The sequence below is a fragment of the Streptomyces sp. NBC_01241 genome (assembly GCF_041435435.1).
Lineage (GTDB): Bacteria > Actinomycetota > Actinomycetes > Streptomycetales > Streptomycetaceae > Streptomyces.
Map to the genome: position 1 here is coordinate 8188942 of NZ_CP108494.1, position 24303 is coordinate 8213244.

The following is a 24303-nucleotide window of genomic DNA, read 5'->3' on the forward strand; positions in this document are numbered from 1 at the left end:
CCGCTCAGCCGACATTGATCTCGGCAGCTGTGGTAAACGGATTGCCGTTGACTTCGCTGAGCGCGCGCAGCCGGATGTAGTGCGCGCCGACCGGGGTGAAGCAGGCCTTCTGTTCCGTGGAGGTGTTGGTCCAGGTTCCGGTGGCGACCGGGTCGCCCCAGGCGGTGCCGTCCTTGCTGGTGTACACCTCGTACTTGGCGATGCGGCCGTTGGCACCGTCCTGGCGTGGCAGGTAGTACAGACAGGACACGGTGTTGTCGCCGCCGAGGTTGAGCTGGATCTCGTGCGGCATCGGTGCGGTGGTGCCGGACCACTGGGTGTGCCAGAAGGTGCCCGGGTCGCCGTCGAGGACGTTGGCGGCCGGGGCGTTCTCGCCGGCGGTCTCCTGGCTGTCCGCGTAGGCAACCGACATCTTCGACTGCGGAAGGAGGACCGGCTGGGGCGGGATAACGATCCGCTCGTCGGCGACGGTCTGCGACCGGCCGCCCTGGACGAACTGCACGGTGGTGGTGAGCGGGTTCACCTGGCCGAGGGCGGCCGGCGCGGTGACGTCCCAGGTGAAGGTGGCCGATGCCCCGCCGGCGACCCGCACGGGGTCGGCCGCTGCCGCGTGCGGGGTGACCGTCCAGCCGTCGGGCGCAGCGAGCGCGGCGGTCACCTCGGTGGCCGGGGGCGCGTCGGCAGGCACGCTGACCGTCGTGGTCGCGGTGAAGGAGTGGCCGCCTGCGACCGTGCCGGGCACCTGGAGGGCGACTGTGGATCGGGGCGCGGCCGGCATGGCGTACTGCGCCTTGTCGTAGCGGGGGCTGTCGTTCTGCGCGACCTTCAGGGAGGAGGCGTAGCTGCCGTAGTTGGTGAGCTCGACCTTGCCGAGGCCGCCGGTGCTCCCGTCGATGTTCCACGCAGCGATGGCGATCCGGTTGTTCCCGTTCGGGTTGAGTATGCCGTTCGGGACCGGGAAGCTGTGCTGCGGGCCGAGGTAGTTGACGTAGTTGCCCATGTGCCAGCCGTTGACGTAGATCTCCGCGCGGTACTTGCGGGACGGGTCGTCGGTGATGGTGAGGCCGAGTGAGGTGTCCTGTCCCTTGGGGAGGTCCAGGGCGACGTCGGTGGCGTACCAGGAGACGCCGGGGGTGGTGTCGGTGGCGGGCAGGGTGGTCGGGGTCCAGTCGTCGGTCGGGTAGTGGGGCAGCATCCAGCCGGCGCGCTCGCCGTACAGGCCGCCGGTGGCCAGCGGGCCGCGCACGGTGTCGACCGGGGTCTCCCCGCCGCGTACGCCCTGCAGCCGCCAGGTGATGGTTTCCGGTGTGTCTCCCACCAGGGTGGCGCTGGTCAGGCCGCGGACGGTGCTGGAGTCGGACCGTCCCCAGTTCTCGTCGTGTCCCATGTTCACGGTGAGGACGGAGATGACGTTGTCGCTGCCGGTCTTCAGGACGCCGGCCGGGAAGGTGTAGGTCTTCTTGCCGTCGTCGGTGGAGCTGCCGAGGAAGGTGCCGTTGAGCCACACCGAGGAGGCTGCCGCCTTGCCGCTGCTCCGGGCGGCCAAGGTGATGCCGGTCGTCTTGCTGTCGCCGGTGAACCGGCCGCGATACCAGGTGGATCCCGTGTGGAAGCCGTAGTCGTCGGCGGACAGCACCGGAAGGGTGGCCGGAGTGGTGATCTTTGAGGTGGTCTTGTCGGCCACCTGCCAGGACGAGTCGTTGAAGCCGGGCTGCGATTCCGGCGACTCCTGGGCGTGCTTCCAGCCGGTGAGCGCGGGCACGGTGACCTCGGCGGCGGTGGGGAGCGTGGCGGTGAGGCCGCCGTCCTTCATCAGACTGGTGTGGACCTTCCGGCCGTTCCAGGTCAGGGAGGAGGTCGTGGACCAGACCTCGACCGAGCCGTCGGTGCCGGTGTCGCCGTTGAGGGCGAGGGTCGTGCCGTCGGACGAGGCGCCGCGCAGCAGGTGGGTGCCGCGGACCAGGACCGGGCCGGCCGCGGTGTCCTGTCGCCAGAAGGTCTTGGCGGTCGCGGTGTCGGCGAGCAGCAGTTGGAGCGGGTGGCCGCCGCCGCTGATCTGGACCTTGGTCAGGCCGGTGTGCCGGTAGTTGAGCCGCAGGTCGCCGGTGTCCGCGTCCCAGGTGGAGGTGACGCTGCCGCCGGTGGAGGTGACGGTGGGCTTCGTGCCGTAGTGCAGGACTGTCTCGCCGTCCGAGTCGTGGTCGCCGTAGAGGACCGCGACGTCGCGCCCGCCGATGGTGGCGTTCGTCATGATCTGCGAGGTGGAGTAGCGCAGCAGGTTGTTGCTGCCGAGGTCGTAGTTCGCGACGATGATCGAGGACTGCCGGCCGTTCAGCGTCAGCGACGTGCCCGGCTGCTGCGGGACGGTGTAACGTCCCCCCGCGCCGAGGTCGATCTTCAGGTGCGCGCTGTCGGTGCTGGTCGCGGTGGAGTCGGTGTGCCGCAGCACGTGGAACTGGGTACCGGTGTCGGGATTGGCCCGGGCGGTGTCGACGATCTTGGGATTGTCGGTCGGGACCGCGGGCAGGGCGTTGGTCTTGGTGAGCGGGGCGACGGCCTGTGTGAAGTAGCCGATCAGCTTTTCCTGGTTGTACTTCGGGTCGAGCTGGCGCGTCTCACGGATCGCGGCGCCGTAGTCGTAGGACGTGTAGTGGCTCATCATGCCCAGCCAGCCCCAGTTGGTGCCGCCGTAGGTCATGTAGATGTTCTGCATGGTCGCGCCGACCGCTATGTTCTGCTTGAAGAACACATCGGCGAACTTGTCGTTGACCATCTGCGCGCACTTGTCGTAGCCGGGGCCGGCCCACCAGTCGAACGCACCACCCTGGAACTCCATGGTGGCCACCGGCCTTCCGGCCGGGTGGTTGTAGCTGATGTCCGGGACGCCGTTCCAGTGCGACGGGTTGTCGCATTCGAAGCCCTGGGGGTAGGAATCGACCATGTCCACGTCCAAGGCGCCTGTGCCGGAGTTGAACGTGCCGTCGTTGTTACCGACCAACGGCACGCTGATGCCGTCCGCCCTGGCCTTGTCCTCCAGGTGCTTCATATACGCCCGGGCGCCCGCGCTGCTGTCGTAGAACTCGTTCTCGACCTGGTACTGGATCACCGTGCCGGTGCCGTTGGTGAGCTGGTGGCGGGCGAGGATGCGGTCGATCTGCGTCTGGTACTCGTCCGAGTACTTCAGCCACTCCGGGTCGGTGGTACGGGTCTCGCTGACCTTGTTGTGCAGCCAGGCGGGGAATCCGCCGCCGTCCACCTCGGCGTTGATGTACGGGCCGGGACGGGCTATCACGTAGATGCCGAGCTGGTCGGCCATGTCCAGCAGCTTGTCCACGTCACGCACGCCCGTGAAGTCGTAGACGCCGGGCGCGGGCGAGTGGTAACCCCAGTCGAAGTACACCGACACCGCGTTGAAGCCGGCCGCCTTCATCTTCTGCAGCACGTCCAGCCACAGGTCCTGGCTGGGCAGCCGGAAGTAGTGGAACTCACCGGACCACAGGTAGGTCCGCTTGCCGTCGATCTTGAACGAGTAGTCGTCGTACGTCACCGAATGCGCCGTACCCGCCGGGCTTGCGGACTGACTGGCCCGCGCGGCTATTGGCTGCGACGCCGCCGTCGCACCCGTGGCCACGCCCAGGCCGCCGAGTAGAGCGATGGCCGTACCGGTCGCCAGACAGCGGTGCAGGAGCCGGCGTCTTACGCCTCTCAAGCTCATGGGAACCTCCACTAGATGGGTCACAACACTGAAGCGCTCCCGCTTCGGTGCCGCGGAATCAGGAGCGATCAGAGTTCGTTGATGCGTCACGCCGGGAAACGCGACGCAAGATGGGGCACGGTCGGCGTGCGTGATGTCGCAGCCGCCGTGCCTTTTGTCGGCCGGCCTCCGGGCCGGGGAACACGGCCCGGAGGCCGGGCGGAGTGAAGAAGACGCCGAGACAGCACGTCAGGAGAAGGGCGGCGACGAGCGGGTTGAGAGGTCCCGCCTCACCGAGGCCTCAGTGGAGAGCCGAACGCCGAAGGGAACCGCCGGCGAGACGCCGGTGGTGAACAGCGCGCCCCGGAGAAGTTCGTGCTGGATCACGTATGCCGGCCCGCACACCCCGCAGCCGAGCAGCACAATCTGCCCCGATTGAACTGCGGTGAGACGACCGGCTCGAGCTGACCAGCCGCCTGCCGTGCGGCGGACTCGTCGAGGTCGGCCACTGCGGTGATACGAGGGCCGTGGCCGGGTCTGTGCGCCGTCGCGGCGAGGGTGTGGCGCTCCCCGCACCCGATCGCACCGATCCGCGGATTACCCACAGTTGCACACTCCCGTCGTCGCCATGGGCCTGCGGCCCAACACCTCCAGCGGATGAGTGGTCCGTGGTACATGAGGTGGACCCGTTGCGCGCAAATTGAAGCGCGGATCTGCGCTGATCTCAATACTTTCCAACAGATTCGCTCATGGAGCGTGACTCCTTTCAGCCGCCGCGTCTTCGGATGTGAGGTGCCGCTTCCTTGTCGGAATACTCGGGCGATCCACGGGAACGCCGTGCTCGCAGCACGCTCAGGGCCGATGGCGCGGCACGACCCGGTGGTCCGCTCCACAGGACCACGCCCGAATCCTCTGGTTATGGGTACCGGCGGATGTGCGGCCGCATTAGCTGAAAAGCATGCGTAGCAACCGGCTACCGCTCAGATCTGTCGATGTCGCGGCGCCCGGTCGGCCGCAGCGCGTGCTGGGAGTTGACGTTCAGCAACGGGCGTATGGGGTCCCACCCGAGTCTGCTGCTCTTGGTCAAGGGTGCGGTGACGGCACGTTTTCCGCGGCATGGGAACTCCCTGCGGCGAACCAGGCCGTAACCCTTCGCCCGTGAGAACCGAACGCTCTGGAGGCATCCTCAGCGCTCCCGGCGCGGATGCCGCCGACTTCCCCGCTCGAGGCGTGAGCTGAACTGATCGAAATGGCGCCCTATCGATCATCACAACGCACCGTATTGCCGGCGCGAAACCTTGACGTGATGAAGGCGTCTGCCTAACCTCAAGCCGTCTGAGCGAATCTGTTTGGTTTAGTTGGTTCAGTTGTGTTTCTGGCTGGCCTCTCACATCGCTCCACCTGACCAGTCGCCATCCACTTGGTGAGGGTGCCGTCCCCTAGGAGGCAAAATGTCATGCCCGCATCAGCAATTGCGCGGCGGCTTGGTAGGACTCCGCGGTTGTGTCGTAGCGGGTGGCGATGCCGCGTCACTGCTTCAAGCGATTCAAACGCCGCTCAACTATGTTGCGCCGCTTCCCGCCTGTGACGGTGAAGGCGTGCGGGCGAACGATGGCGTCGCAGACGAGGTGGATCTTGCTGGTCAGGCCCCCTCGGGAGCGTCCGAGGGCGGGGCGGCAGAGCCCCCTTTTTTGGACCCTGGGGGCGTGACGGTGTGCGCGGACGACGGTGGAGTCGACCGACACGAGCCAGTCGATGCCCGCGGCCTCGTCCGGCCTGGCCTGTGCTGCCTCGAGCATCCGCTCGAAAGTGCCGTCCAGGGCCCAGCGGCGGAAACGGAGGTGCAGCGTGGCCCACCGCCCGTGCCGCTCGGGCACATCCCGCCAGGCCGTGCCCGTCCGGAACTTCCCCACAATCCCGTTGACCACCGTGCGCTCGTCCAGCCGCTTCCTGCCCCGCAAGGACTCGGCCAGCAGCGGCCGGACGAACTCTCACCCGCCATCGGACAGCGCATGGCGACGTATCACCCGACCGTGATCCACCACGCAGGATCACTTGTGGAAACCGCCTAGGAGACAAGCCCATGTACACGCATAGAGAAGGCCAACGGATAGGTGGTGAAGGCAGCTTCGCGGCCGTCGTCGCCGTCCTGGCCGTGATCATGGCCGCTGTGGCGGCCCTGCTGGCCCCGGCCCGAGCGGGCGCGGCCGCGTTGCCGGGCACGTCGTTAGCGGTCAACGGTCAGGACTCGGGCCGGACCTTCGACGGGATCGGCGCGATCAGCGGCGGCGGTGGCAACACCCGGCTGCTGACCGACTACCCGGCCAAGCAGCGCAACGCGATCCTGGACTACCTCTTCAAGCCTGGTTACGGCGCCAACCTGCAGATGCTGAAGCTCGAGACCGGCGGGGACGGGAACACCACCTCCGGCGCCGAGCACACCATCGAGGAGACCCGGGGAGTGATCAACTGCGACGCGGGTTACGAGTTCTGGATCGCCCAGGAGGCGGTGAAGCGCAACCCCCACATCACGCTTACCGGGCTGACCTGGTCGGCACCGGGCTGGGTTGGATCGAACATGTACTCGCAGAACGGAATCCAGTTCCTTGTCGACTGGCTGGGCTGCGCCAAGCAGCGCGGTCTGACCGTCGCCTACATGGGTGGCTGGAACGAGCGCGGCGGCTGGAACACGACCTGGTGGAAGGACCTGCGGGCAGCCCTGGACGAGCACGGGTTCGGCGCGGTCAAGCTGGTGGCCTCGGATCAGGTCGAATCGTTCTCGGAGGTCGGCAGCGCCATGGCCCAGGACGCGGCCTTCGCCAAGGCCATCTCGGCCATCGGTGAGCACTACCCCTGCGGGTGGAACGGCCCCACGCCGATCCCCGAGTACCCCAACGTGGAAACGGACTGCCGCACCTCGCAGGCCACTCAGGCGCTGAACACGACGCTGTGGGCCAGCGAGCAGGGCTCGATGAACTACAACGCCGGCGGCCTGCCGATGGCACGGGCCAACAACATCGACTACGTCGACGGACGGATGACCGCGAGTGTCAACTGGCCCGTCGTCGCCTCGACCTACTCGGACGTCGCCTACGCCGACCAGGGACTGGTCATGGCCAACGAGCCGTGGTCGGGCTACTACGACGTCGGCCTGTCGACCTGGGTGACCGCGCACACGACGCAGTTCACGCAGCCGGGCTGGCAGTACCTGGACGGCGGGAGCGGCTATCTGGGGGACCAGACCTCCGACAAGGTCGGCAGCTACGTGACGCTGAAGTCGCCCAACGGCAGCGACTGGAGTTCCGTTGTGGAGACGACCCGGGCCACCGGCCCGCAGACGGTCAAGCTCACCGTCAGTGGCGGGCTGTCCACCCGGCCCGTGCACGTCTGGAGCACCAACCTGGTCTCCGGCGACCGTTCGCAGTGGTTCGTGCAGGGCAAGGAGCTCGTGCCCGACGCGAACGGCTCGGTGACGATGACCCTGCAGCCCAACTACATCTACTCGTTCACCACCACGACCGGGCAGCACAAGGGCAGCGCCGCGTCGCCGGCGAGCAAGCCGCTCCCGCTTCCCTACTCCGACTCGTTCGACAAGGGAACCCAGGGGCAGCAGGCCCGCTACCTGGCCAACATGGAGGGCGCGTTCACCGTCGAGCCGTGTGCGGACCGTGACGGCAAGTGCGTTCAGCTCGACACCCCGACCAAGCCGTTGGAGTGGAGCAACCGTCCGAACTCCTACCCGTACACGGTGCTCGGCGGCCAAGCCTGGAGCAACTACCAGGTGTCCGCCGACGTGCGCAACGCCCAGCCGGGCTCGGTCGGGATCCTGGGCCGCGAGCACAACTTGGACCCCGACCCGACGAAGGTGAACTTCTACTCGCTCACGCTCGGCGACACCGGCGCCTGGTCGATCAACCTCAGAAGCGGCTCAGGGAACGTCAAGTCGCTGGCCGGCGGAACCGTGGCCTCGGCCGCCGGGCTGAACACCTGGCACAACCTGGCGCTCACGTTCGACGGATCGCTGATCTACGCCTCGGTTGACGGCACTACGGTCGGCTCGGTAACGGACGCCACTCACTCCGCCGGCAAGGTCGGTCTCGTCGCCAGCGGTTACCTGGCCGGAGAGCAGTACGACAACGTGACGGTCAGCGCCCTGACCGATCTGGCCGTTCCGGTGGCACTGCCGGCAGGCGTGCACAGCCCGGGAGTGGTAACGAACATCGACTACTCCACGACCGGCAGCGCAGTGAACCAGTGGCAGTACAGCGGCACGTGGTCGTCCGGCGGCGGAAACACCTGGGACAACACCGTCGGCGACACCGCGAAGCTGACGTTCCAGGGGGACGGCGTCGCCCTTCAGTCCGTGACCAATCCCAGCAATGGCATCGTCAACGTGTCGGTCGACGGCGGTTCGCCCACCGCGGTCGACCTCTACAGCGCCAGCGGCGGCCTGACATCGGTGTTCACCCGCACCGGTCTCGACCCGACCAAGCAGCACACGATGGTCGTGACCGTCACCAACACGAAGAACGCCGCGTCCCACGGCACCTTCGCCTCCGTCGCCGGAGCCCTGGTAACCGCGCCCGGCAAGCCGGCCCCGACACCGGTACTCACCAAGCCGGCGGACCAGTCCACGATCCACCCCGGCCGAGTGCGGATCGAGGGCACCGCCACCGCGGGCGAGCTGATCACCGTCTCGGTGTCAGGTGTGCCGGCCTGCGTGAACCACCCCGCCGATCAGAACGGGAACTGGCACTGCGGCACGCGCATCAAATCCGGCCAGTCAGTACTCACCGCAGTCGGCGTCGATCCGGTATCCGGCTTGCTGTCGGCGCCTACCGCCCCGGTTCACGTGCTCGTCTCGAAGACTGGCTGAACTCCCGTAGCCGGGTCCTCGACGAGACGGGGGCCCGAGGCGGGCGGGATCGGGGATTGACGCGGTGACACTGCCGCGCTCCCTCTCCACCCTCCGCCCGTCGAACAGCACATGCTGCTCGACGGGCGGAAGTCTCACAAGACCTCGGAGCACCCGGCCACAGGCCGAGACCTCGGCATGCCGGCAGCTCAAGCCGACCGGACAGCGGCCGGATCGACAGCAAACCACACCTCGCCGGCCGCAAGTGAACGCCGAGGCCAAGCACCCGATATGTAAGTCCAACGGTTCTCGCAGGCAGTCCATGGTTGGCCACTGTGCCGCTCTCTATAACAGGAGACCTGTCCTGCTGAACGGTTGGGTTCACGGAGTTGCACGGGAGACAAAATCTCACGGAGGAGCCAATGGAAGAGCCAGACGGGCCGGCGCGCGTGGATTCGCTGAGCGCACCGACAGGGGTGCCGCGTCGTGCCGTGCTGCAGGGGGGTACGGCGGCGGTTGCCGTCGTCGTGGCCGGGTTCGGAGCGGTGGCGGCGGTTCCGGCGTCGGCGGCCGCTGGCCGGACGGTGGTGCTGCGGTCGTCGCGCCTGGAGGTGACACTCGACGCCGGTTTTCCGCGGGTGGTCGGCTACCGCTGGACGGCGACCGGGGACACACTCGGTGGCTCGGTAGACACCGCGACAACGGTCAGCATCAACGGTCAGGACTACGTCCCCAAGGTGGCCGTGCTCGCCAAGGGCGAGTCGGCGCGGTACCGGCTCACGGTCGCCGAACTGTCCGTGACGGTTGATCTCTGGTTCCGGCTGACCAAGGACGTCCTGCGAGTCAAGGCCGACAACATCGTGGAGAACGGCGCGGTCAAGGTTTCCACGTTCGGGTTGCCCGGACTCGGGTTCGTCTCCGTCTCGGCGGCGCAGGCGGGCAGGTTGTCGCACTGTGCCTTGGAATACGGGCTGGGCAAGCCGGCGCCCGCCGATGTCTTCACGACGGTGGCCGACGCCGCCGGCGACGGCAACTGGCACCGCACTTCCTACGCTCTCCTCGACACCGGCCGGCTGGCCGCTGCGGTGGAGTCCTGGACCTGCGCCGACGACCGGCTGCTGCATCGCACCAGCACCGGCCAGGACGGTGTGAAGCGCACCGAGCTGGCGAGCGGCGAGTGGGTGTACCGGGGTGCCGACGGCAAGGTGTTCGCGCTGCCCGAGGCGGCAGTGGTGGTCACTGCCGACCGCAACGGTGACGGGGTGGCGGACTGGCAGGACGCGGCGATCGCCTTCCGCGGCATCATGCGCGCCCCGCATGCCGCCGACTGGGCCCGGACCAAGGTCGTCCAGGGCATCGCCATCAATCTGGCGAGCCACGGGCACCAACCCTTCCTGACCGTGCTCGACGAGATCCGCCGGACCTCGCTGTACACCGACGGCCTGCCGCAGGCGATCCTGCTCAAGGGGTACCGCTCCGAAGGGCACGACAGCGGGCACATGGAATACGCGGCCCCGTACAACACCCGGGCCGGCGGGCGCGCGGACCTCCGTACGCTCACCGAGCGGGCCAAGGAGTGGAATGCCGAGATCGGGGTCCACATCAACGCCTGGGAGGCCTACCCGGAGTCGGCGAGCTTCCGCTGGGACCGCAGCAACGGACCGGGTGATCCGGGCTGGCGATGGATGGACCAGTCCTGGCACACCGATGTCGTGAAGGACCAGGCGACCGGGGCCTTCGCCGCGCGTTTCAAGAAACTGGTCAAGGACCTGCCCAAGCTGGGCTTCGTGTACTCCGACACGTACTGGACCGGGGGCTGGCACGCGGCCCGGCAAGCCGCCGTCATCACCGGACACGGACTGCCGCTGGGCGCCGAGGCGGACGGTCAGTTCGAGCGCGACAGTGTCTTTACCTACGCGGGCCAGACCAGCCAGGGAATCGGCTCCCGGATCATCCGCTTCATCCGCCACACCCAGCGTGATGCCTGGGAGCGCCATCCGCTGCTGCACGGTGCCGACAACACCCACTACCTGGGCTGGCAGCAGCAGAAGAACCTCAAGGCGTGGCTGAAGTCTACGTTCGTCACGAACCTGCCGACCAAGTTCCTCCAGCACTTCGAGATCACGCGGTGGACCGACAAGGAACTCGACCTCACCGACGGCGTACACGTCAGCACCGCCACCGGTGTCACCCGCATCACCTGGCACGGCCGGCTCCTCGGCGACGGCGACACCCTCTTCATCCCGTGGGACTTCGCGAAGGAGTCCGACCCACGGAAGATCTACCACTGGAACCCGACCGGTGGCACCACCACCTGGGAGCTGCCCGCGCACTGGGCCAAGGCAAGCAGCCTCCTGCTGTACCGGCTCACCGAGCAGGGCCGCGGCACTGCCAGCCGCGTCCCGGTCAAGGACGGCAAGGTCACGGTCGAAGCCGAGGCCCAGACCCCCTACGTCCTCTACCGCACCGAACCGGAGCTCCAGCCAGCTCCGCGCTACGGCTCGGGCGGCCTCCTCGCTCATCCCGCCTTCACGGGCCGGACCCTGGAAGGCTGGACGGCACGAGGCACCGCGCGCGTCACCGATGACGGCGACGGCCTGCCGTACCTGCGGATCGACGCCCCGGAAGAAGCCTCGGTGAGCCAGCGAGTGGAGGCCCTGCCGGCGGGTACATACGCAGCCTCGGTCTGGGTACGGGTCACCGGCTCCCGCAAGGCGGTGCTGTCCGTCACGGGCACCGGCGTCAAGGGCCGGGACGATGACGGACGTTCAGGTCCGGTGGCCGCCAACTGGACGGATTCCTCGCCACTGCGCTGCGTTCTGGGTAACGGCCGCCGCAGGGGCACGATGTTCCAGCGCATGCGCGTGCTGTTCACCGTCACCGGCACCGCGCGAGCCGCGGTGGAACTCACTCTGCGCGCCGACCCGGCCGCCACCGGCAACACGGTGGACTTCGCGGACGTGCGGCTCGTACCCCTGCCAGGTGCTGGCCCCGAGTTCGGCGGGCACTGGTACACGGAGGACTTCGAGCACGTCGACGAGGGCCTCGGCCCCTTCGTGCCCGCCTCCGGCGACGGTGAACGCAGCCATCTCTCGGAGACCCACAAGGGCTACACACGCGACACGATCAGCGGTCGCTACTCGCTCAAGACACTCAGCGAATCCGCGGGCATCGTCTATCGGACCCTGCCGCAGACTCTCCGTTTCCTGCCGAACCGCACCTACCGCGTCACGTTCGACTACCAGGCTGACCCCGGCTCGGACTACCGTGTCGTGCTCGGCCGGGACGGGGGCGCCCAGATCGACGAGGAGAAGCTGCTGCCGACGACGGACCGCAAACTCGACACACCGCCCCTGGCGGCGGACCCCACGCCTCCTGGGTGGAACGACAGCCTGCCGCCCCAGAACCCGGCGCCGCACCGTACCTATGTACGCACCTTCCGCTCGGGCCCGGCCTCCGATGGGGCCGTATGGCTCGGCATCAAGAGGGTCGCTGGCGACGCATTTGTCCTGGACAACCTCATAGTCGACGATCTCGGTGCGAGCGGGGCCTGACGAACGAGGACGGCCCCCGACGACGGCCCTGGCCCGGGGCGACGGACAGGACGCCCCCTCGATCATGTCCTTGTCGCCTGCCCGGCCGGGCAGTGTGCCGTGTTCAGGGGAGGCCAGACCTGAAGTTCCCCTCGTAGCGTGGAGTCCGTGACAGCAGGGGATGTTGGTTGTCATGGCGGAGGTCCGTGGTGCAGGCATCGGACCTGTGTTCTCCCATCGGCCGAGGCGATCACGCCTGGCTTCAGGGTCGCACGGAATGCGGTTCAGCTCAGTGGCCGGATCGCCGGGTCACTCACCTTCTGCCCACTCCTCGGGCGCCGCGTCGAGTAGCTCGGCGAGGCGGGCGCGGTCCGGCAGCGGGCCGTGGTCGCCGGTCACCCGCAGTGCGGCGCCCGCCGTCAGATGTCCCAGCCGCAGCGCCCGTACGGGTTCCTCGCCGCGCAGCAGCCCGGCGAGGAACCCGGCCGCGAACGCGTCACCGGCGCCCACCGGTTCGATGACTTCGACCCTGGGCGCGGGAACGGTATGGACCCTGGGGCCGTCGAAGGCGGTGGCGGCCCGTGCACCGTCCTTGACGACGAGGACGGGCGGTTGTGGCAGCAAGTCCCGTACGGCGAAGGCGTCGGCCAGTCCGTCTCCCCACAGGGCCTGTGCCTCGTCGAGGCCCACGAACGTGATGTCCGCCCGTCGGGCGAGCCCGAGCAGCACGGTGGCCGCCGCACCGTCCGCCCACAGAGCGGCCCGGTGGTTGACGTCGAAGCTCACGGGGCACGGGCGTTCAGCAATGTCGGGCTCGAGCAGCGCGGTGACCATGTCCCGGCAGCCTGCCGAGAGCGCCGGGGTGATGCCGCTCAGGTGGATGAGGCCTGCGGAGCGCACGGCGTCGTCGTCCAGGAGGTCCGGGGTCAGGGCCGAGGCGGCGGAGCCGCGCCGGTAGTAGTGGACCCGGGTGGCCTCGGTGCCGGGGTCCTTGACGAGGAGTCCGGTCGGGCGGTGCGGGTCGGTGCGTACGCCGCTGACATCGACACCGGATGCGGCCACCTCGGCGCGGATCCGGTGTCCGAACGGGTCGTCACCGAGCGCGGAGACCCAACGGGCGGGCACCCCGTGGTCGGCGAGGTACATCGCCACGTTGGACTCGGCACCCGCGATCCGGATCCCGAGCAGACCGGCGCCGTCCAGCGGGGCGGCGGGTTCGGGGATCAGCGCGGCCATGGTCTCACCGATACAGGTCACCGGTCCCGTCACCGGCCGCCGACCGGTTTCACGGGACGTGTGAATCGTCGTCACTCGGTTCTCCCGGGGTAGTAGGCACACGTGGGCAGGCCCCGGACGCCGACCCGGGTGGTGAAGACCGCACCGTCCAGCGGTCCGGGTGCAGCGAGACCGTGCCGCGCGCTGGTGACGTACAGGCTGTCCCCGTCGAGGCACAGCCCGGCGGGCTGCGTCGCAGGAATTCGGATCTGCCGGTCCAAGGTGCCGTCGGCGCGATAGCGGTGGACGGTGCCGGTGCCCCAGACCGCAGTCCACAGGGCGCCCTCGGCGTCCACCGTCATACCGTCGGGGCTGCCGCGGTCGAAGGTGGCGAAAGTGTCCGGCGTACCCGGCAGCCCGGTGTCCGGGTCGACCGGGTACCGGCGGATGATGCCCTTGGCACTGTCGGCGAGGTACATCACGGTGCCGTCCGCACAGAATGCCGGGCCGTTGGGAACGGTGAGGCCGTCCAGCACCCGGATCACCGTGCCCTCGTGGTCGACACGGTAGAGGGAGCCCGCGCCGTCCTCGGCGTCGTAAGCCATGCTGCCTGCCCAGAACCTGCCGTACGGATCGGCGGTCGCGTCGTTCATCCGCATGGCCGTGGCGGCCCCGTCCTCGGGGCGCGCGAGCCACTCGGTCCGCCCGTGCGCGGTGATCAGGCAGATACCGGTTCCGGCGGCCGCGATCCAGGTGCCGGGGCGTGCGTGGACGGGGGAGACCGCGCCCAGGGGCACGGACAGCCGGGCGAGTTGCGTCAGCGGAGCTGAGCGGTCCGTGGGTCCGGCCAGCAGCCGCCCGGTGAGGATGTCGACGAGGACGATGCCGTCGTCGACCGCGCGTATTCCTTCACCGAGCCCGAGCCGGTCCTGCCAGCAGACGGCCGGTGTGCCGGCGGTCATCGGACGGCGTCCGCGGGGGCGGCGGCGCGTACGGTGTCGCGGAAGGCGCGCGCCCGCTCGCGGAGTGCTTCGAGGCTGCCGCCGTCGGCCGCGTCGCTGATCAGCGGCGACCCGACACCCACCGCGGTAGCCCCGTGCGCGAGATAGGCCCCGGCCGCGTCGGCGTCCACCCCCCCGACCGGCACGAACGGCGCGTCCGGGAACGGGCCCTGCAGTGCCCTCAGATATCCGGGGCCACCGGCCTGCGCCGCGGGAAAGATCTTGAACGCGTCCGCACCGAGCCGCCGTGCGGCGACGATGTCGGTGGGGGTCATCACCCCCGCGAGGACGGGCAGCCCGAGCCGCCCGGCCTCCGTGACGGCCTCGCAGACGGCAGGGGTGACGACGAAGCCGGCTCCCGCGTTGCGTACCGCGTGCGCGTCCTCGGCGGTGAGGACGGTGCCCGCACCGAGCGGTGCACCGGGGCCCAGCGCGGCGCGGGCCCGGCGGATGACGTCGAGTGCGTCCTTTCCGCTGAGAGAGACCTCGATGAGCGGGAGGTGCTCCTCCGCCAGGGTCAGTACGGTCCTGAGCGCGGCGTCCGCGTCGTCGCCGCGCACGATGGCGACGATCCGGTGGGTGCGCAGCGCGGTCAGCAGATCCACGTGTGAGTTCCCTTCCTGTCTGTGTCTTCTGGTGCCGTGTCGGTTTCCGGCTCCGTCTGTTGCGCTTGTTGTGTCCACGACTCCGGTGCCTGCGCAGCCAGGGTGAGACGCCAGCGGACCTCGCCGCTGCGCGGGACGCACGCGGCGTCCCCGTCCCGCGCGGCCGCCAGGTCGAAGACCCGGCCGAGCATGGGCTCGACCCCTACGGACCGGTACGGCTCCTGCTCGGGGAAGCCGCCGAGGTTGCGCCACAGCGCTACGGACACCGGCTGGCCTTCGGCCTCGACGGCCATGCGCAACGTGGCCGCGCCGTCGCGGACGTACACCTGCGGGGTGTCGACGATGGCTCCGACGGCCGTCCCGTCATCCGGCCCGAGCCGGTCGAGCCCTTCCGTCCGCCCGGGCTGCGACGGCCAGGAGCAGGGAGTCCACCGGGCGCCGCTGTCGGGATAGAAGCGGGTCGGCGCGCCGTCCCTGATCCCGATATGGGCCTCCTCCGAGAGATCGAACAGCGCGTGCGCGGCCCACAGGAAGCGGTAGCCGGGTTCGGCCGTGAGCCGGTAGTCGGCCACTGCGCAGCCCCCGTTGCTGCGAATCCGGCGGCTGAGCCGGAAGTCCGGGCAGTCGACGGACTCGGTGCCATCGGCCCACTGCCAGGGCCGGGCCCAGGCATCGCCGTGGTCGGGTGTGCCGCGTATGGTCGGTACGCATTCCTCCAGTCCACCGGCGTCGGCGAAGGCGTCGCCCGGACGGACGCCGGGGCGGCGTGGCTCCTCGCGGTGCCAGAGCCATTCGCGGCCGGCCGCACGCAGGGACGTCCACCGTCCGCCGTGGGCCGGGTCGGTCTCGATCCGCGGCGGGGTCATGGCGCTCACCACTCGGCGAAGGCGCCGTCGTCGTGCCGCCACACCGGATTGCGCCAGGCGTGTCCTGTCCGGTCGGCCGCGCGTACGGCTTTCTCGTCGACGGTGATGCCGAGCCCCGGCAGGTCCGTCCGCCGCGCCCGTCCGCCGACGAAACGGAACGGTTCGGTGTCCACGACGTACGACAGCAGGTCGGCGTCCTTGTTGTAGTGAATGCCCCGACTCTGCTCCTGGATGAGGAAGTTCGGGGTGGCGAAGGCGATCTGGAGGCTGGCCGCGAGGGCGATAGGGCCGAGCGGGCAGTGCGGGGCGAGCTGCGCCCCGTAGGTCTCGGCGAGCGAGGCGATGCGGTGGACCTCGGAGATGCCTCCGGCGTGCGAGAGGTCCGGCTGGGCGACCGTGATGCCGGCCGTGAGGGCGGGCAGGAACTCGGCGCGCCCGTAGAGCCGTTCGCCGGTGGCTATGGGGACGGCGGTGGCTCCGACGAGGGCGGGCAGCAGATGCCCCTGCTCGGGCAGGAGGGGTTCCTCCACGAACAGCGGGTGCAGGGGCTCGATGGCGTGCAGCACCCGGCGCGCCCCGGCAGGACCGAATCTTCCGTGCATGTCGATGGCGACATCGCGGCTGGGACCGAGCACTTCGCGGGCGGCGGCCACCCGTTCGACGACGGCGGCGGTCTCGGCGGGGGTGACCAGTGGTGAGGTGCGGCCCGCCGCGTTCATCTTGACGGCGGTGAAGCCGGCCTCGACCTGGGCGGTGATCTCCTCGGCGAGCCGGGCGGGTTCGTCGCCGCCCACCCAGGCGTAGACCCGGACCCGGTCGCGCACGGGGCCGCCGAGCAGTGCGTGCACGGGGGCACCGTAGGCCTTTCCTGCGATGTCCCACAGGGCCTGGTCGATTCCGGCGACGGCGCTGGAGAGTATCGGGCCGCCCCGGTAGAAGCCGCCCTTGCTGAGCACCTGCCAGTGGTCCTGGATGCGCAGCGGGTCCTGTCCGATCAGATATTCGGCGAGGACATCGACGGCGGCCCGGACCACCTCGGCCCGGCCCTCGACCACGGGTTCCCCCCAGCCGACGACACCCTCGTCGGTCTCGATCCGGCAGAACAGCCAGCGTGGCGGTACGAGGAAGGTCTCGATGCGAGTGATCTTCACCGGTTCGCGGTCCCCTCGTCGGTGGCCGGCCGGGTGCCGTGGACCCGGTCGAGGTCGCGTACGGCCTGGTCGAGCAGGGCACGCATGGCGCGTTCGGCGGCGGCCGGGTCGTTCGCCCGCACGGCGTCCAGGACGGCACGGTGACTGGGTACGGGGTCCTCGCCGTGCAGTGAGCTGTGCACGATCTCGTCGCGGTGCGCGAGGCCGGACTCGATGACCATCTCCATGCGTTCCAGCAGTTCGTTGTGGGTGGCCGCGAGGAGCGCGCGGTGGAAGGCGAGGTCCGCCTCGACCGCGTGGGCCGCGCCGCCCTCCTGCTCGCCCATCGCGGTGAGGGCCGCTTCGAGTGCGTCGAGGTCGGTATCGGTGCGGCGTTCGGCGGCCAGCCGGACGGCGGCCGGCTCGATGATGCCGCGCACCTCACCGAGGTTGCGCAGCAGCGCCAGGTCGGCGCCGGATTCGGGGCCGCCCGCGAACTGCCAGCGCAGCACGTCCGCATCGAGCAGATTCCAGTCGGAGCGGGCTCTGACGAAGGTGCCGCGCTTCTGGCGCGCGTCGACCATCCCCTTGGCGGCGAGGACCTTCAGGGATTCCCGCAAGGCGGTCAGGCTGACGTCCAACTCGCCCTGCAGTGCCACGAGATCGAGTGTCGCTCCTTCGGGGATCTCGCCGCTCAGCACCCGGCGCGCGAGAGTCTCCACGGTCTGGCCGTGCACTCCGCGGCGCGCGTATGGCGTCATGTCTGTGTACCTTTCTGGTGTGCGATGGGTACGGAGACGGTCAGGCCGAGGCCTTGACGACGGACCAGCCGCCGTCCACCAGCAGGCTCGATCCCGTGATGTAGGACGCCTCGTCGGCGGCGAGAAACGCAATCGCCGCCGCGGCCTCCTGGGGGGTGCCGAAACGCTTGGCGGCAGTCTCGGTGACGCTCTGCCTCCGGTCCTCCTCCGGGACCCGGTCCCATGCCCCGGTGAGGATGGGGCCGGGCAGGACGGCGTTGACCCGCACCTCGGGTCCGTACTCCACCGCCAGTTGTCCGCACAGAGAGAGCAGCGCGCCCTTGGACGCCGCGTACGCGGGATGTCCGGGGATGCCCTTGTGGGCGTGGACCGAGGAGGTGAGCACCACGGCGCCGCGGCGTTCGCGCAGGTCGGGCAGGACCGCACGGAAGCCGAGGAATGCTCCGGTGAGGTTCACTGCGAGCTGGCGCTCCCACGAGGTGACGGTCATCTCGTGCGCGGGGGTGACGTCGACCGTGAAGGCGTTGCTCACCAGGACGTCGACGGGGCCGAAGGTGCGCGCCGCGGAGACGATCCGCCCCCAGTCGCCCTCGTCCGCGACGTCCGTGCGGACGAAGAGGGCCCGGCCGCCCGTTGCTCGGATGCCCGCGGCGACACGCTCGCCCGCGACCTCGGCGATGTCGGCGAGGATCACCGCGGCGCCTTCGGCGGCGAGCCGTTCGGCGGTGGCCGCGCCGATGCCCGACGCGGCTCCGGTGACCACTGCCACCTTGTCGGCGAAGCGGGTGTTTCCGTTCATGGGGCTGTCGGCTCCTCGGGTGGTGATGCTGTCGGCGATTCTGCCGGTGGTGCCGTTCGGACGGTTGGCTACTGCCTCATGCGTACGACGAGTTGGACTGCGGGGTGACCAGAAAGGTGCGGCTCTGTGCTGTGCTGAGGTGTGCCTGTGACTCCGCATGCGCGCCCACGGAACGAGGCCCGGCCTCCTGACCCAGGCGGCCGGGCCCTCGTTCGGCTGATACAGACTGACGGGGCAACCGGGCCACCGTCAAGATTAATTACTAATTTATCTATTGGTGACTGGGTCGGTTCCCTGCCCTGCGGCTTTCGGCCGCGCGGGTCACGAGAGTCCGATCCGGCTCATGGGTATCCGCTGGTAGCCGGGGAGGTGAGAGGCGATCAGGTCGTCGTTGCCCAGGGTCGGCTTCCCGTCCACGACTGTCACGACGCCGGGGTCGGCAGTGAGTGTCAGATTGCGGTCAACCGTTCCGTACGTGCGCGCGGACGGGGCGATGTCCAGCGCGGCGACGGTGTAGAGCGCGTTGTACTCGACGACGTTGTACTTCGGGTACGCCGGCTGGTCGTCGGCGATGTTCACGAGGTTCGGATAGCGCGACCGCCACGGCTCCTTCTGGTAGGGAACGGCGGCCAGCAGGTTGTACATCCCCCACGCGCCGCCGGGTGCCACGTTCTCCGCCGCCCAGTTGAGTCCTCGTTCGTCGAGCGTCACCGAACGGCCGGACGACAGCATGATGTTGTTGGTGATGATGTTGTCCCGGCCGCCGCCGACCTGGAAGGCGGTGTCGACCTTGTAGAAGATGTTGCCGAACATCGTCGTTCCGCAGAAGCAGTCGTCGAGGTAGACGCCCGAGGCGAAGTGGGATCCGCCGCTGCCGACGATGTCGTGCAGGAAGTTGTAGCGGATGACCGTGCCGCGTCCGGTCCACTCCCGTCCCGCGTAGATGGCGCCGGCGTCGTTGGTCTCCTTCACCACATCGTTGATCTCGTTGTACTCGATCACGTGGTCGTTGCCGCGGAAGAGGATGGCGACGTGCGGCGCGTCGTAGATGTGGTTGTTGGCGACGTGGTTTCCGACACCGGCGAGTTCGACCGCGGGGCTGTACGTCAACTGGAGGCGGCTGTAGTCGTGGATCTCGTTGCCGACCGCCCGGTTGCGCGCCGGGGTGAGGGTGGCCCGGTCACCGCCGGCGAGGGCTATGCCCCCCTGGCCGGTGGCCTGGATGTGGCAGCCGCGGACCTCGTTCCGCGTTCCGCCGTGCGGTCCGGCCGAGACACTTGAGTCGCCGATCGTGACCGCGCGACCGCCCAGGAGCCGCAGGGTGCAGTCCGCCACCGTGTTGGACGTGCCGTCGGTGATGACGATGCCGTCTCCGCGCGACCCCTCGAACATGAGGTTCGCGAACGTGACATTCGAGCAGCCGTTGAGGACGGCCATCGGGTCGGCGAGCAGCGACAGTTGCACCGACGCGCCGGACAGGTCACTCGGCGGGTACAGGTACAGCTTCCCGGTGGCCCGGTCGAGGTACCACTCACCCGGCGAGTCGAGTTCCTCAAGCACGTTGTAGTAGTAGTAGCGCTGGCCCGCCTTGACGCTGTACATGCTGGCGGTCTTGGTGGAGACCGTCTGCGCCGCCGGGTCGATCGCCTTGATCTGAAGGTTGCCGTCGGCCCACTCGTAGAACCAGTAGCCCTGCATCCACACGTCACTGGTGTCGGTCCAGGTCGACGGCCGGGGGTCGGTGTACTTGAACGTGGCCCCCTTGGCGAATTCGGCGGCCATCTTGTCGGGGTCACCGAGGACGCTGCGGGGGTTCCCGCCCGGGTCGATGACCTGGCCGACGGCGAGGAACCCGGTGCTCGGGTAACGGGCGAGGGTCATCGCCTCGCTGTTGAAGAACAGTTCGGGCGGGGTGACCGTGCGCGGCAGGCCGTATCCGGTCTGGACGATCTGGCCGTAGTCGTTGATCCCGAGCGCCTTCAGGTCGAACTCGCGGACGATGTCACGTGACCCGGCCGGGAGACGGTTGCGTATCGCCTCGTCGCTGACCGCCTCGAACCCGGTAGCAGGCAGGTCCACGCCGCCGACGAGCCGGACCTGTTCGCCGTTGTAGGCGGCGTAGGTGACCGGCCGGCCCGGCGCACCGGAGTCCTGCGCTTCGAGGGTGAAGCTTCGCGTCCGCCGGTACGTGCCGCCCCGGAGGAAGACGGTCACCGGTGCCGTGGCACGGCCCGGCGCCCCCTGCCGCCAGGTCCGGATCACGTCGCGCGCCTTCTCCAGCGTCGCGAGCGGCGCGGCCTGCGTGCCCCGGTTCGAGTCCTTCCCGTTCGTTGCCACGAAGAAGGACTTCTGGTCCTTGGGCCGGTCCCGCCGGTCACCGGTACCGGCGTAGGCCGGCCCGGCGATGAGGGCCGCCGACGCGACCGCGCCGACGGCCCCGGCAGCCCTGAGGAGATCACGTCGAGAGAATCTGGACATGTTGTGCCTTTCGTAGGTGCCTACTGGAACCGGGCCCTCGGTCCGGGCGCACAGCGCCTCCGGCCGAGCCTGCGTTGCACGACGCTCCGACTAATCGATAATCGCTGAGCGATAAGTAGTGGGTCGGCGGTGACGAGTGTCAAGGGATCCTTCAAAACCCGCTGAATGAAGCACAGTTCGCACGGAGTGCAGGTTGCGAACGGGTAACGCCTCCGTCGACAGGCCTTGACCGTCGTCCGCCAGGTCCTCGATGGTGAGCTCGCTATCGATAAGCGATAAGCGATAAGCGATCGATGGAGGTTTCGATGGTTTCGGGTTCTCGCCGGCACCTGGTCAAGCTGGGTGCCATCGCCATATCCGCCGCACTGCTCACGGGCTGCTCGACCGGCTCGGACTCAGCAGGCGGCGACAAGAACATCCGCATGCTGGTCAACATCACTCCGGTGCTGACCAAGCAGTTCTACAAGGACCTGGTGGCGGGGTACGTCGCCAGTCACCCCGGAGTGAAGGTCACGATCGAGGCGCCCACCGGCAGGGGCATCGAGGACACGCTGAAGCAGCAACTGGCCGCGGGCAGCCCGCCCGACATCCTCGCCGGCGGGCAGAACACGGCTCTCGCCGGACAGATGGAGCCGCTGCCCGACGAGCAGTGGGTGAAGGACGCACCGTTCGCGGAGGCGTCCGAGCTGGACGGCAAGGTGTGGATGGCCGGCACCGGCGTCCAGCTCCAGTCGCTGGTGTTCTACAACAAGGCTGCCTTCGCCAAGGCCGGTGTCACCGGGACGCCCAAGACGGTCGACGAGTTCACCGCCGCGCTGCGCAAGCTGAAGGGCGCCGGTTACACGCCGCTGCAGACCGGTGGTGAGTGGACCACCGGCGCGCAGGCCCTGATGATGGCCAACCCGAACGTGATGAACACCGAGCCGCAGTGGTACGCGAAGCGGAACAAGGGCTCCGTGACCTTCGCCGGCAGCAACTACGCCAAGTACCTGGGCGTCTACCAGTCCTGGATCAAGGACGGTCTGGTTCCCAAGGACGCCAACGGCATCAAGTACCAGGACATGATCAACAACTTCACAGCCGGCAAGTCGGCGACGATGGTGATGGGCAACTGGCTGGTGGCCTCGCTCGCCGAAGCGAAGCCGGGCATCGACGCGGGCGTGTTCCCCGTCCCCACGTTCGACGGCTCCACGCCGCCGCAGGCGGCCAACCCGGCCATGCCGTACTCGGTGCTCAAGAGCTCCAGGCACGCGGACGCGGCAATAGACCTGGTGAAGTACCTGGTCAGCGACAAGAAGGCGATCACGAAGGCGCTGAGCGTGGAGGGCAACTTCCGTACCGGATACAGCTACGAAGCCTCCCCGCTGACCAAGGACATCGCGAAGCTCCTCGACGAGGCCGGCGGCAAGACCGTGGCGATCGGCCCCGGGCTGGGGGACAACTCTTCCCCGGCGGGCTTCCCCGCGGAGTTCAACACCCAGGTCCAGAGCATGTATCTCGGGACGACAGCCGATCAGGTGGCGGGTGCCATGGACAAGTGGTGGGCCGCGAATGCGCCCAAGTAACGTGACGCTTACCGCTCCTGGACCGTCGGACAACCCGCCGGTCCCCGAGCGCCCCCGTCACACTCACCACACTTCCCCGCGCCCGCTGCGCGCACGCGCCGCCCGCAGCCTGCCCAGCATCTTCATGGTCGGCCCCGCACTGGCGGCGATCGTGGCCTTCATCCTCATCCCCGTCGTGGTCGCCGGACGGCTCAGCCTCACCGACTGGGACGGTTTCTCCGACAACTCCAAATTCGTCGGCCTGGACAACTACGTTCAGCTGTTCCACGACCCGGACGTGGCGAGCGCGGCATACGTCACGCTCGTGATCGCGGTGGTCGGCACCGTGGCCTGCAACGTCCTCGGCCTGGGCCTCGCGGTCATGCTCAACGGCCAGGGGCGCGTCAAAGCGATGCTGCGGGGCCTGTTCTTCTACCCGCACGTGCTCGGCGCGGTCATCATCGGTTTCCTGTGGTCGGCCATACTGAGCAGCGAAGGAGCGGTCAACACCCTCCTGACCGCGGCGCACCGCTCGAAGATCCCGTTCCTGTCCGATCCGCAGTGGGCGCTCGCAGCGGTCGTCTTCGTGGTGATCTGGTCGACGTTCGGGGTGAACGTGGTCCTCTACCTCGCCGGGCTGCAGACGATCCCCGAGTCGCTCCTGGAGGCGGCGCGCATCGACGGCGCCTCACGCTGGCAGACGTTCCGCCAGGTCGTGCTGCCGATGCTGGCACCCACGGTGACGATCAACGTGGTCCTCGTACTCGTCCAGCTGCTGCGGGTCTACGACCTGGTACTGGCGATGACCGACGGTGGTCCGGCCGGCCACACGCAGACGTACGCGTACCTGGTCCTGTCGGAGTCGTTCCTGAACGGGAAGATCGGCTACGCCTCGGCCCAGAGCATCGTCCTCATGGTCGTCATCGCGGTGCTCGCCGTCGTGATCGTGGCGCTGCGCCAGCGCAGCGAGAAGGCGGTGGAACTGTGAACCGCAATGCAGGCAGCCGGGTCGGCTCGGTCATGCTCGGTCTCTTCGCACTGGTCATGCTGGCGCCGCTGTACCTCGTGATCGTCAACGCGTTCAAACCGGAATCGGCGATCCGTCAACGGCCGTTCTCCGCCGACCCGGGCGTGCTGTCCACGGACTATCTCCGATCGGCGCTGTCGTCGCCGGACTACAACATCATCAAGGCGTTCGGTGTGACGGTGCTGTTCGTAGTCCTGGTCAACGCGCTGTCTCTGGCGCTTGCCGGTCCGGCCGCCTACGTCATCGCCCGGGGTACCCGCCCGTGGCACAAGGGGATGCTGCTGGTGTTCCTGGCCGGGCTGTTCATCCCCGGGCAGGTCCTGGTCATCCCGGTGATCTACGTGCTGCGCTTCACGGGTCTGATGGGCACGATCCCCGGCTTCGTCATGTACGAGGCGACGCTGACCCTGCCCCTGTCGATGTTCCTGTTCGTGGGCTACATCAAGTCCATCCCCCGGGAGCTCGACGAGGCGGCGCAGATCGACGGCGCGGGCCGGCTGCGCACCTTCTGGCAAGTGATCTTCCCGCTGATGCGGCCGGTCGTGGTCACCGCGGTCGTCCTGCACACCATCGGGGTCTGGACGGACTTCGTGAACCCGCAGATCGTGCTGGGCCCGACGTCGGGCCTGTATACCGTGATGACCGGCGTGTACTCCGCTATCGGTCTGCACACCACCGACCTGTCCGTGGTCTATCCGACGCTGCTCCTGGCGATCGCACCGGTGCTGGTCTTCTTCGTGATCATGCAACGCAAGATCGTCGGTGGCCTCACCGCCGGCGCGACGAAGGGGTGAC

At 68.7% G+C, this 24303-nt stretch carries 15 protein-coding genes; 5 read left to right on the top strand and 10 right to left on the bottom strand.

The window, feature by feature from the left end; translation table 11 throughout:
* Nucleotides 1-4: 4 nt before the first annotated feature.
* Both OG306_RS37110 and OG306_RS37115 read right to left on the bottom strand, forming a co-directional pair.
* Nucleotides 5-3715 (bottom strand): beta-galactosidase, encoded by a 3711-nt coding sequence (locus tag OG306_RS37110; protein WP_266750887.1) that lies wholly within the window; start codon nt 3713-3715, stop codon nt 5-7.
* A 1508-nt stretch (nt 3716-5223) separates the two neighbouring features.
* Nucleotides 5224-5670 (bottom strand): IS5 family transposase, encoded by a 447-nt coding sequence (locus OG306_RS37115; protein ID WP_323184067.1) that lies wholly within the window; start codon nt 5668-5670, stop codon nt 5224-5226.
* A 107-nt stretch (nt 5671-5777) separates the two neighbouring features.
* Here OG306_RS37115 and OG306_RS37120 point away from each other — a divergent pair, with 107 nt between their 5' ends.
* Nucleotides 5778-8570, top strand: a complete 2793-nt coding sequence (locus OG306_RS37120) for a LamG-like jellyroll fold domain-containing protein (protein WP_266750888.1) — start codon at nt 5778-5780, stop codon at nt 8568-8570.
* 401 nt (nt 8571-8971) lie between these two features.
* Nucleotides 8972-12103, top strand: a complete 3132-nt coding sequence (locus OG306_RS37125) for an endo-alpha-N-acetylgalactosaminidase family protein (RefSeq protein WP_266750889.1) — start codon at nt 8972-8974, stop codon at nt 12101-12103.
* Between the two features lie 288 nt (nt 12104-12391).
* Here the strand turns inward: OG306_RS37125 and OG306_RS37130 are convergent, their stop codons facing one another.
* The 8 genes from OG306_RS37130 to OG306_RS37165 form a co-directional block, all read right to left on the bottom strand.
* Nucleotides 12392-13393: a sugar kinase gene (locus OG306_RS37130; protein ID WP_371666121.1), complete on the bottom strand. Its 1002-nt coding sequence runs from the start codon at nt 13391-13393 to the stop codon at nt 12392-12394.
* Nucleotides 13390-14259 carry an SMP-30/gluconolactonase/LRE family protein gene (locus OG306_RS37135; RefSeq protein WP_266750892.1) on the bottom strand — a complete coding sequence of 290 codons (870 nt, stop codon included), beginning with the start codon at nt 14257-14259 and terminating at the stop codon, nt 13390-13392. The genes OG306_RS37130 and OG306_RS37135 overlap by 4 nt, the downstream gene beginning before the upstream one ends.
* Nucleotides 14256-14903 carry a bifunctional 4-hydroxy-2-oxoglutarate aldolase/2-dehydro-3-deoxy-phosphogluconate aldolase gene (locus tag OG306_RS37140; protein ID WP_266904544.1) on the bottom strand — a complete coding sequence of 216 codons (648 nt, stop codon included), beginning with the start codon at nt 14901-14903 and terminating at the stop codon, nt 14256-14258. Before OG306_RS37140 ends, OG306_RS37135 begins: the two co-directional genes overlap by 4 nt.
* Entirely contained in the window at nt 14891-15769 is an 879-nt protein-coding gene (locus OG306_RS37145; RefSeq protein ID WP_371666122.1) for a hypothetical protein, read from the bottom strand. The genes OG306_RS37140 and OG306_RS37145 overlap by 13 nt, the downstream gene beginning before the upstream one ends.
* A 5-nt stretch (nt 15770-15774) precedes the next feature.
* Entirely contained in the window at nt 15775-16920 is a 1146-nt protein-coding gene (dgoD, locus tag OG306_RS37150) for a galactonate dehydratase (protein WP_371666123.1), read from the bottom strand.
* The gene (locus OG306_RS37155) at nt 16917-17660 is read right to left on the bottom strand and encodes a FadR/GntR family transcriptional regulator (protein ID WP_266750898.1); all 744 of its coding nucleotides are present in this window, start codon (nt 17658-17660) and stop codon (nt 16917-16919) included. The genes dgoD and OG306_RS37155 overlap by 4 nt, the downstream gene beginning before the upstream one ends.
* 40 nt (nt 17661-17700) lie before the next feature.
* Nucleotides 17701-18459 (bottom strand): SDR family NAD(P)-dependent oxidoreductase, encoded by a 759-nt coding sequence (locus OG306_RS37160; protein ID WP_266750899.1) that lies wholly within the window; start codon nt 18457-18459, stop codon nt 17701-17703.
* A 321-nt stretch (nt 18460-18780) separates the two neighbouring features.
* On the bottom strand, nt 18781-20937 hold the full coding sequence (locus tag OG306_RS37165) for a right-handed parallel beta-helix repeat-containing protein (protein ID WP_371666124.1): 2157 nt from the start codon (nt 20935-20937) through the stop codon (nt 18781-18783).
* Between the two features lie 305 nt (nt 20938-21242).
* Here OG306_RS37165 and OG306_RS37170 point away from each other — a divergent pair, with 305 nt between their 5' ends.
* From OG306_RS37170 to OG306_RS37180, 3 genes are read left to right on the top strand one after another with little or no spacing between them, the layout of a single operon-like run.
* Nucleotides 21243-22502, top strand: coding sequence for an ABC transporter substrate-binding protein (locus tag OG306_RS37170; protein ID WP_266750903.1), 1260 nt, complete (start codon nt 21243-21245; stop codon nt 22500-22502).
* The gene (locus OG306_RS37175) at nt 22489-23469 is read left to right on the top strand and encodes a carbohydrate ABC transporter permease (protein ID WP_266750904.1); all 981 of its coding nucleotides are present in this window, start codon (nt 22489-22491) and stop codon (nt 23467-23469) included. Before OG306_RS37170 ends, OG306_RS37175 begins: the two co-directional genes overlap by 14 nt.
* Nucleotides 23466-24302, top strand: a complete 837-nt coding sequence (locus tag OG306_RS37180) for a carbohydrate ABC transporter permease (RefSeq protein ID WP_266750906.1) — start codon at nt 23466-23468, stop codon at nt 24300-24302. Before OG306_RS37175 ends, OG306_RS37180 begins: the two co-directional genes overlap by 4 nt.
* The last annotated feature ends 1 nt before the right edge of the window (nt 24303 follow it).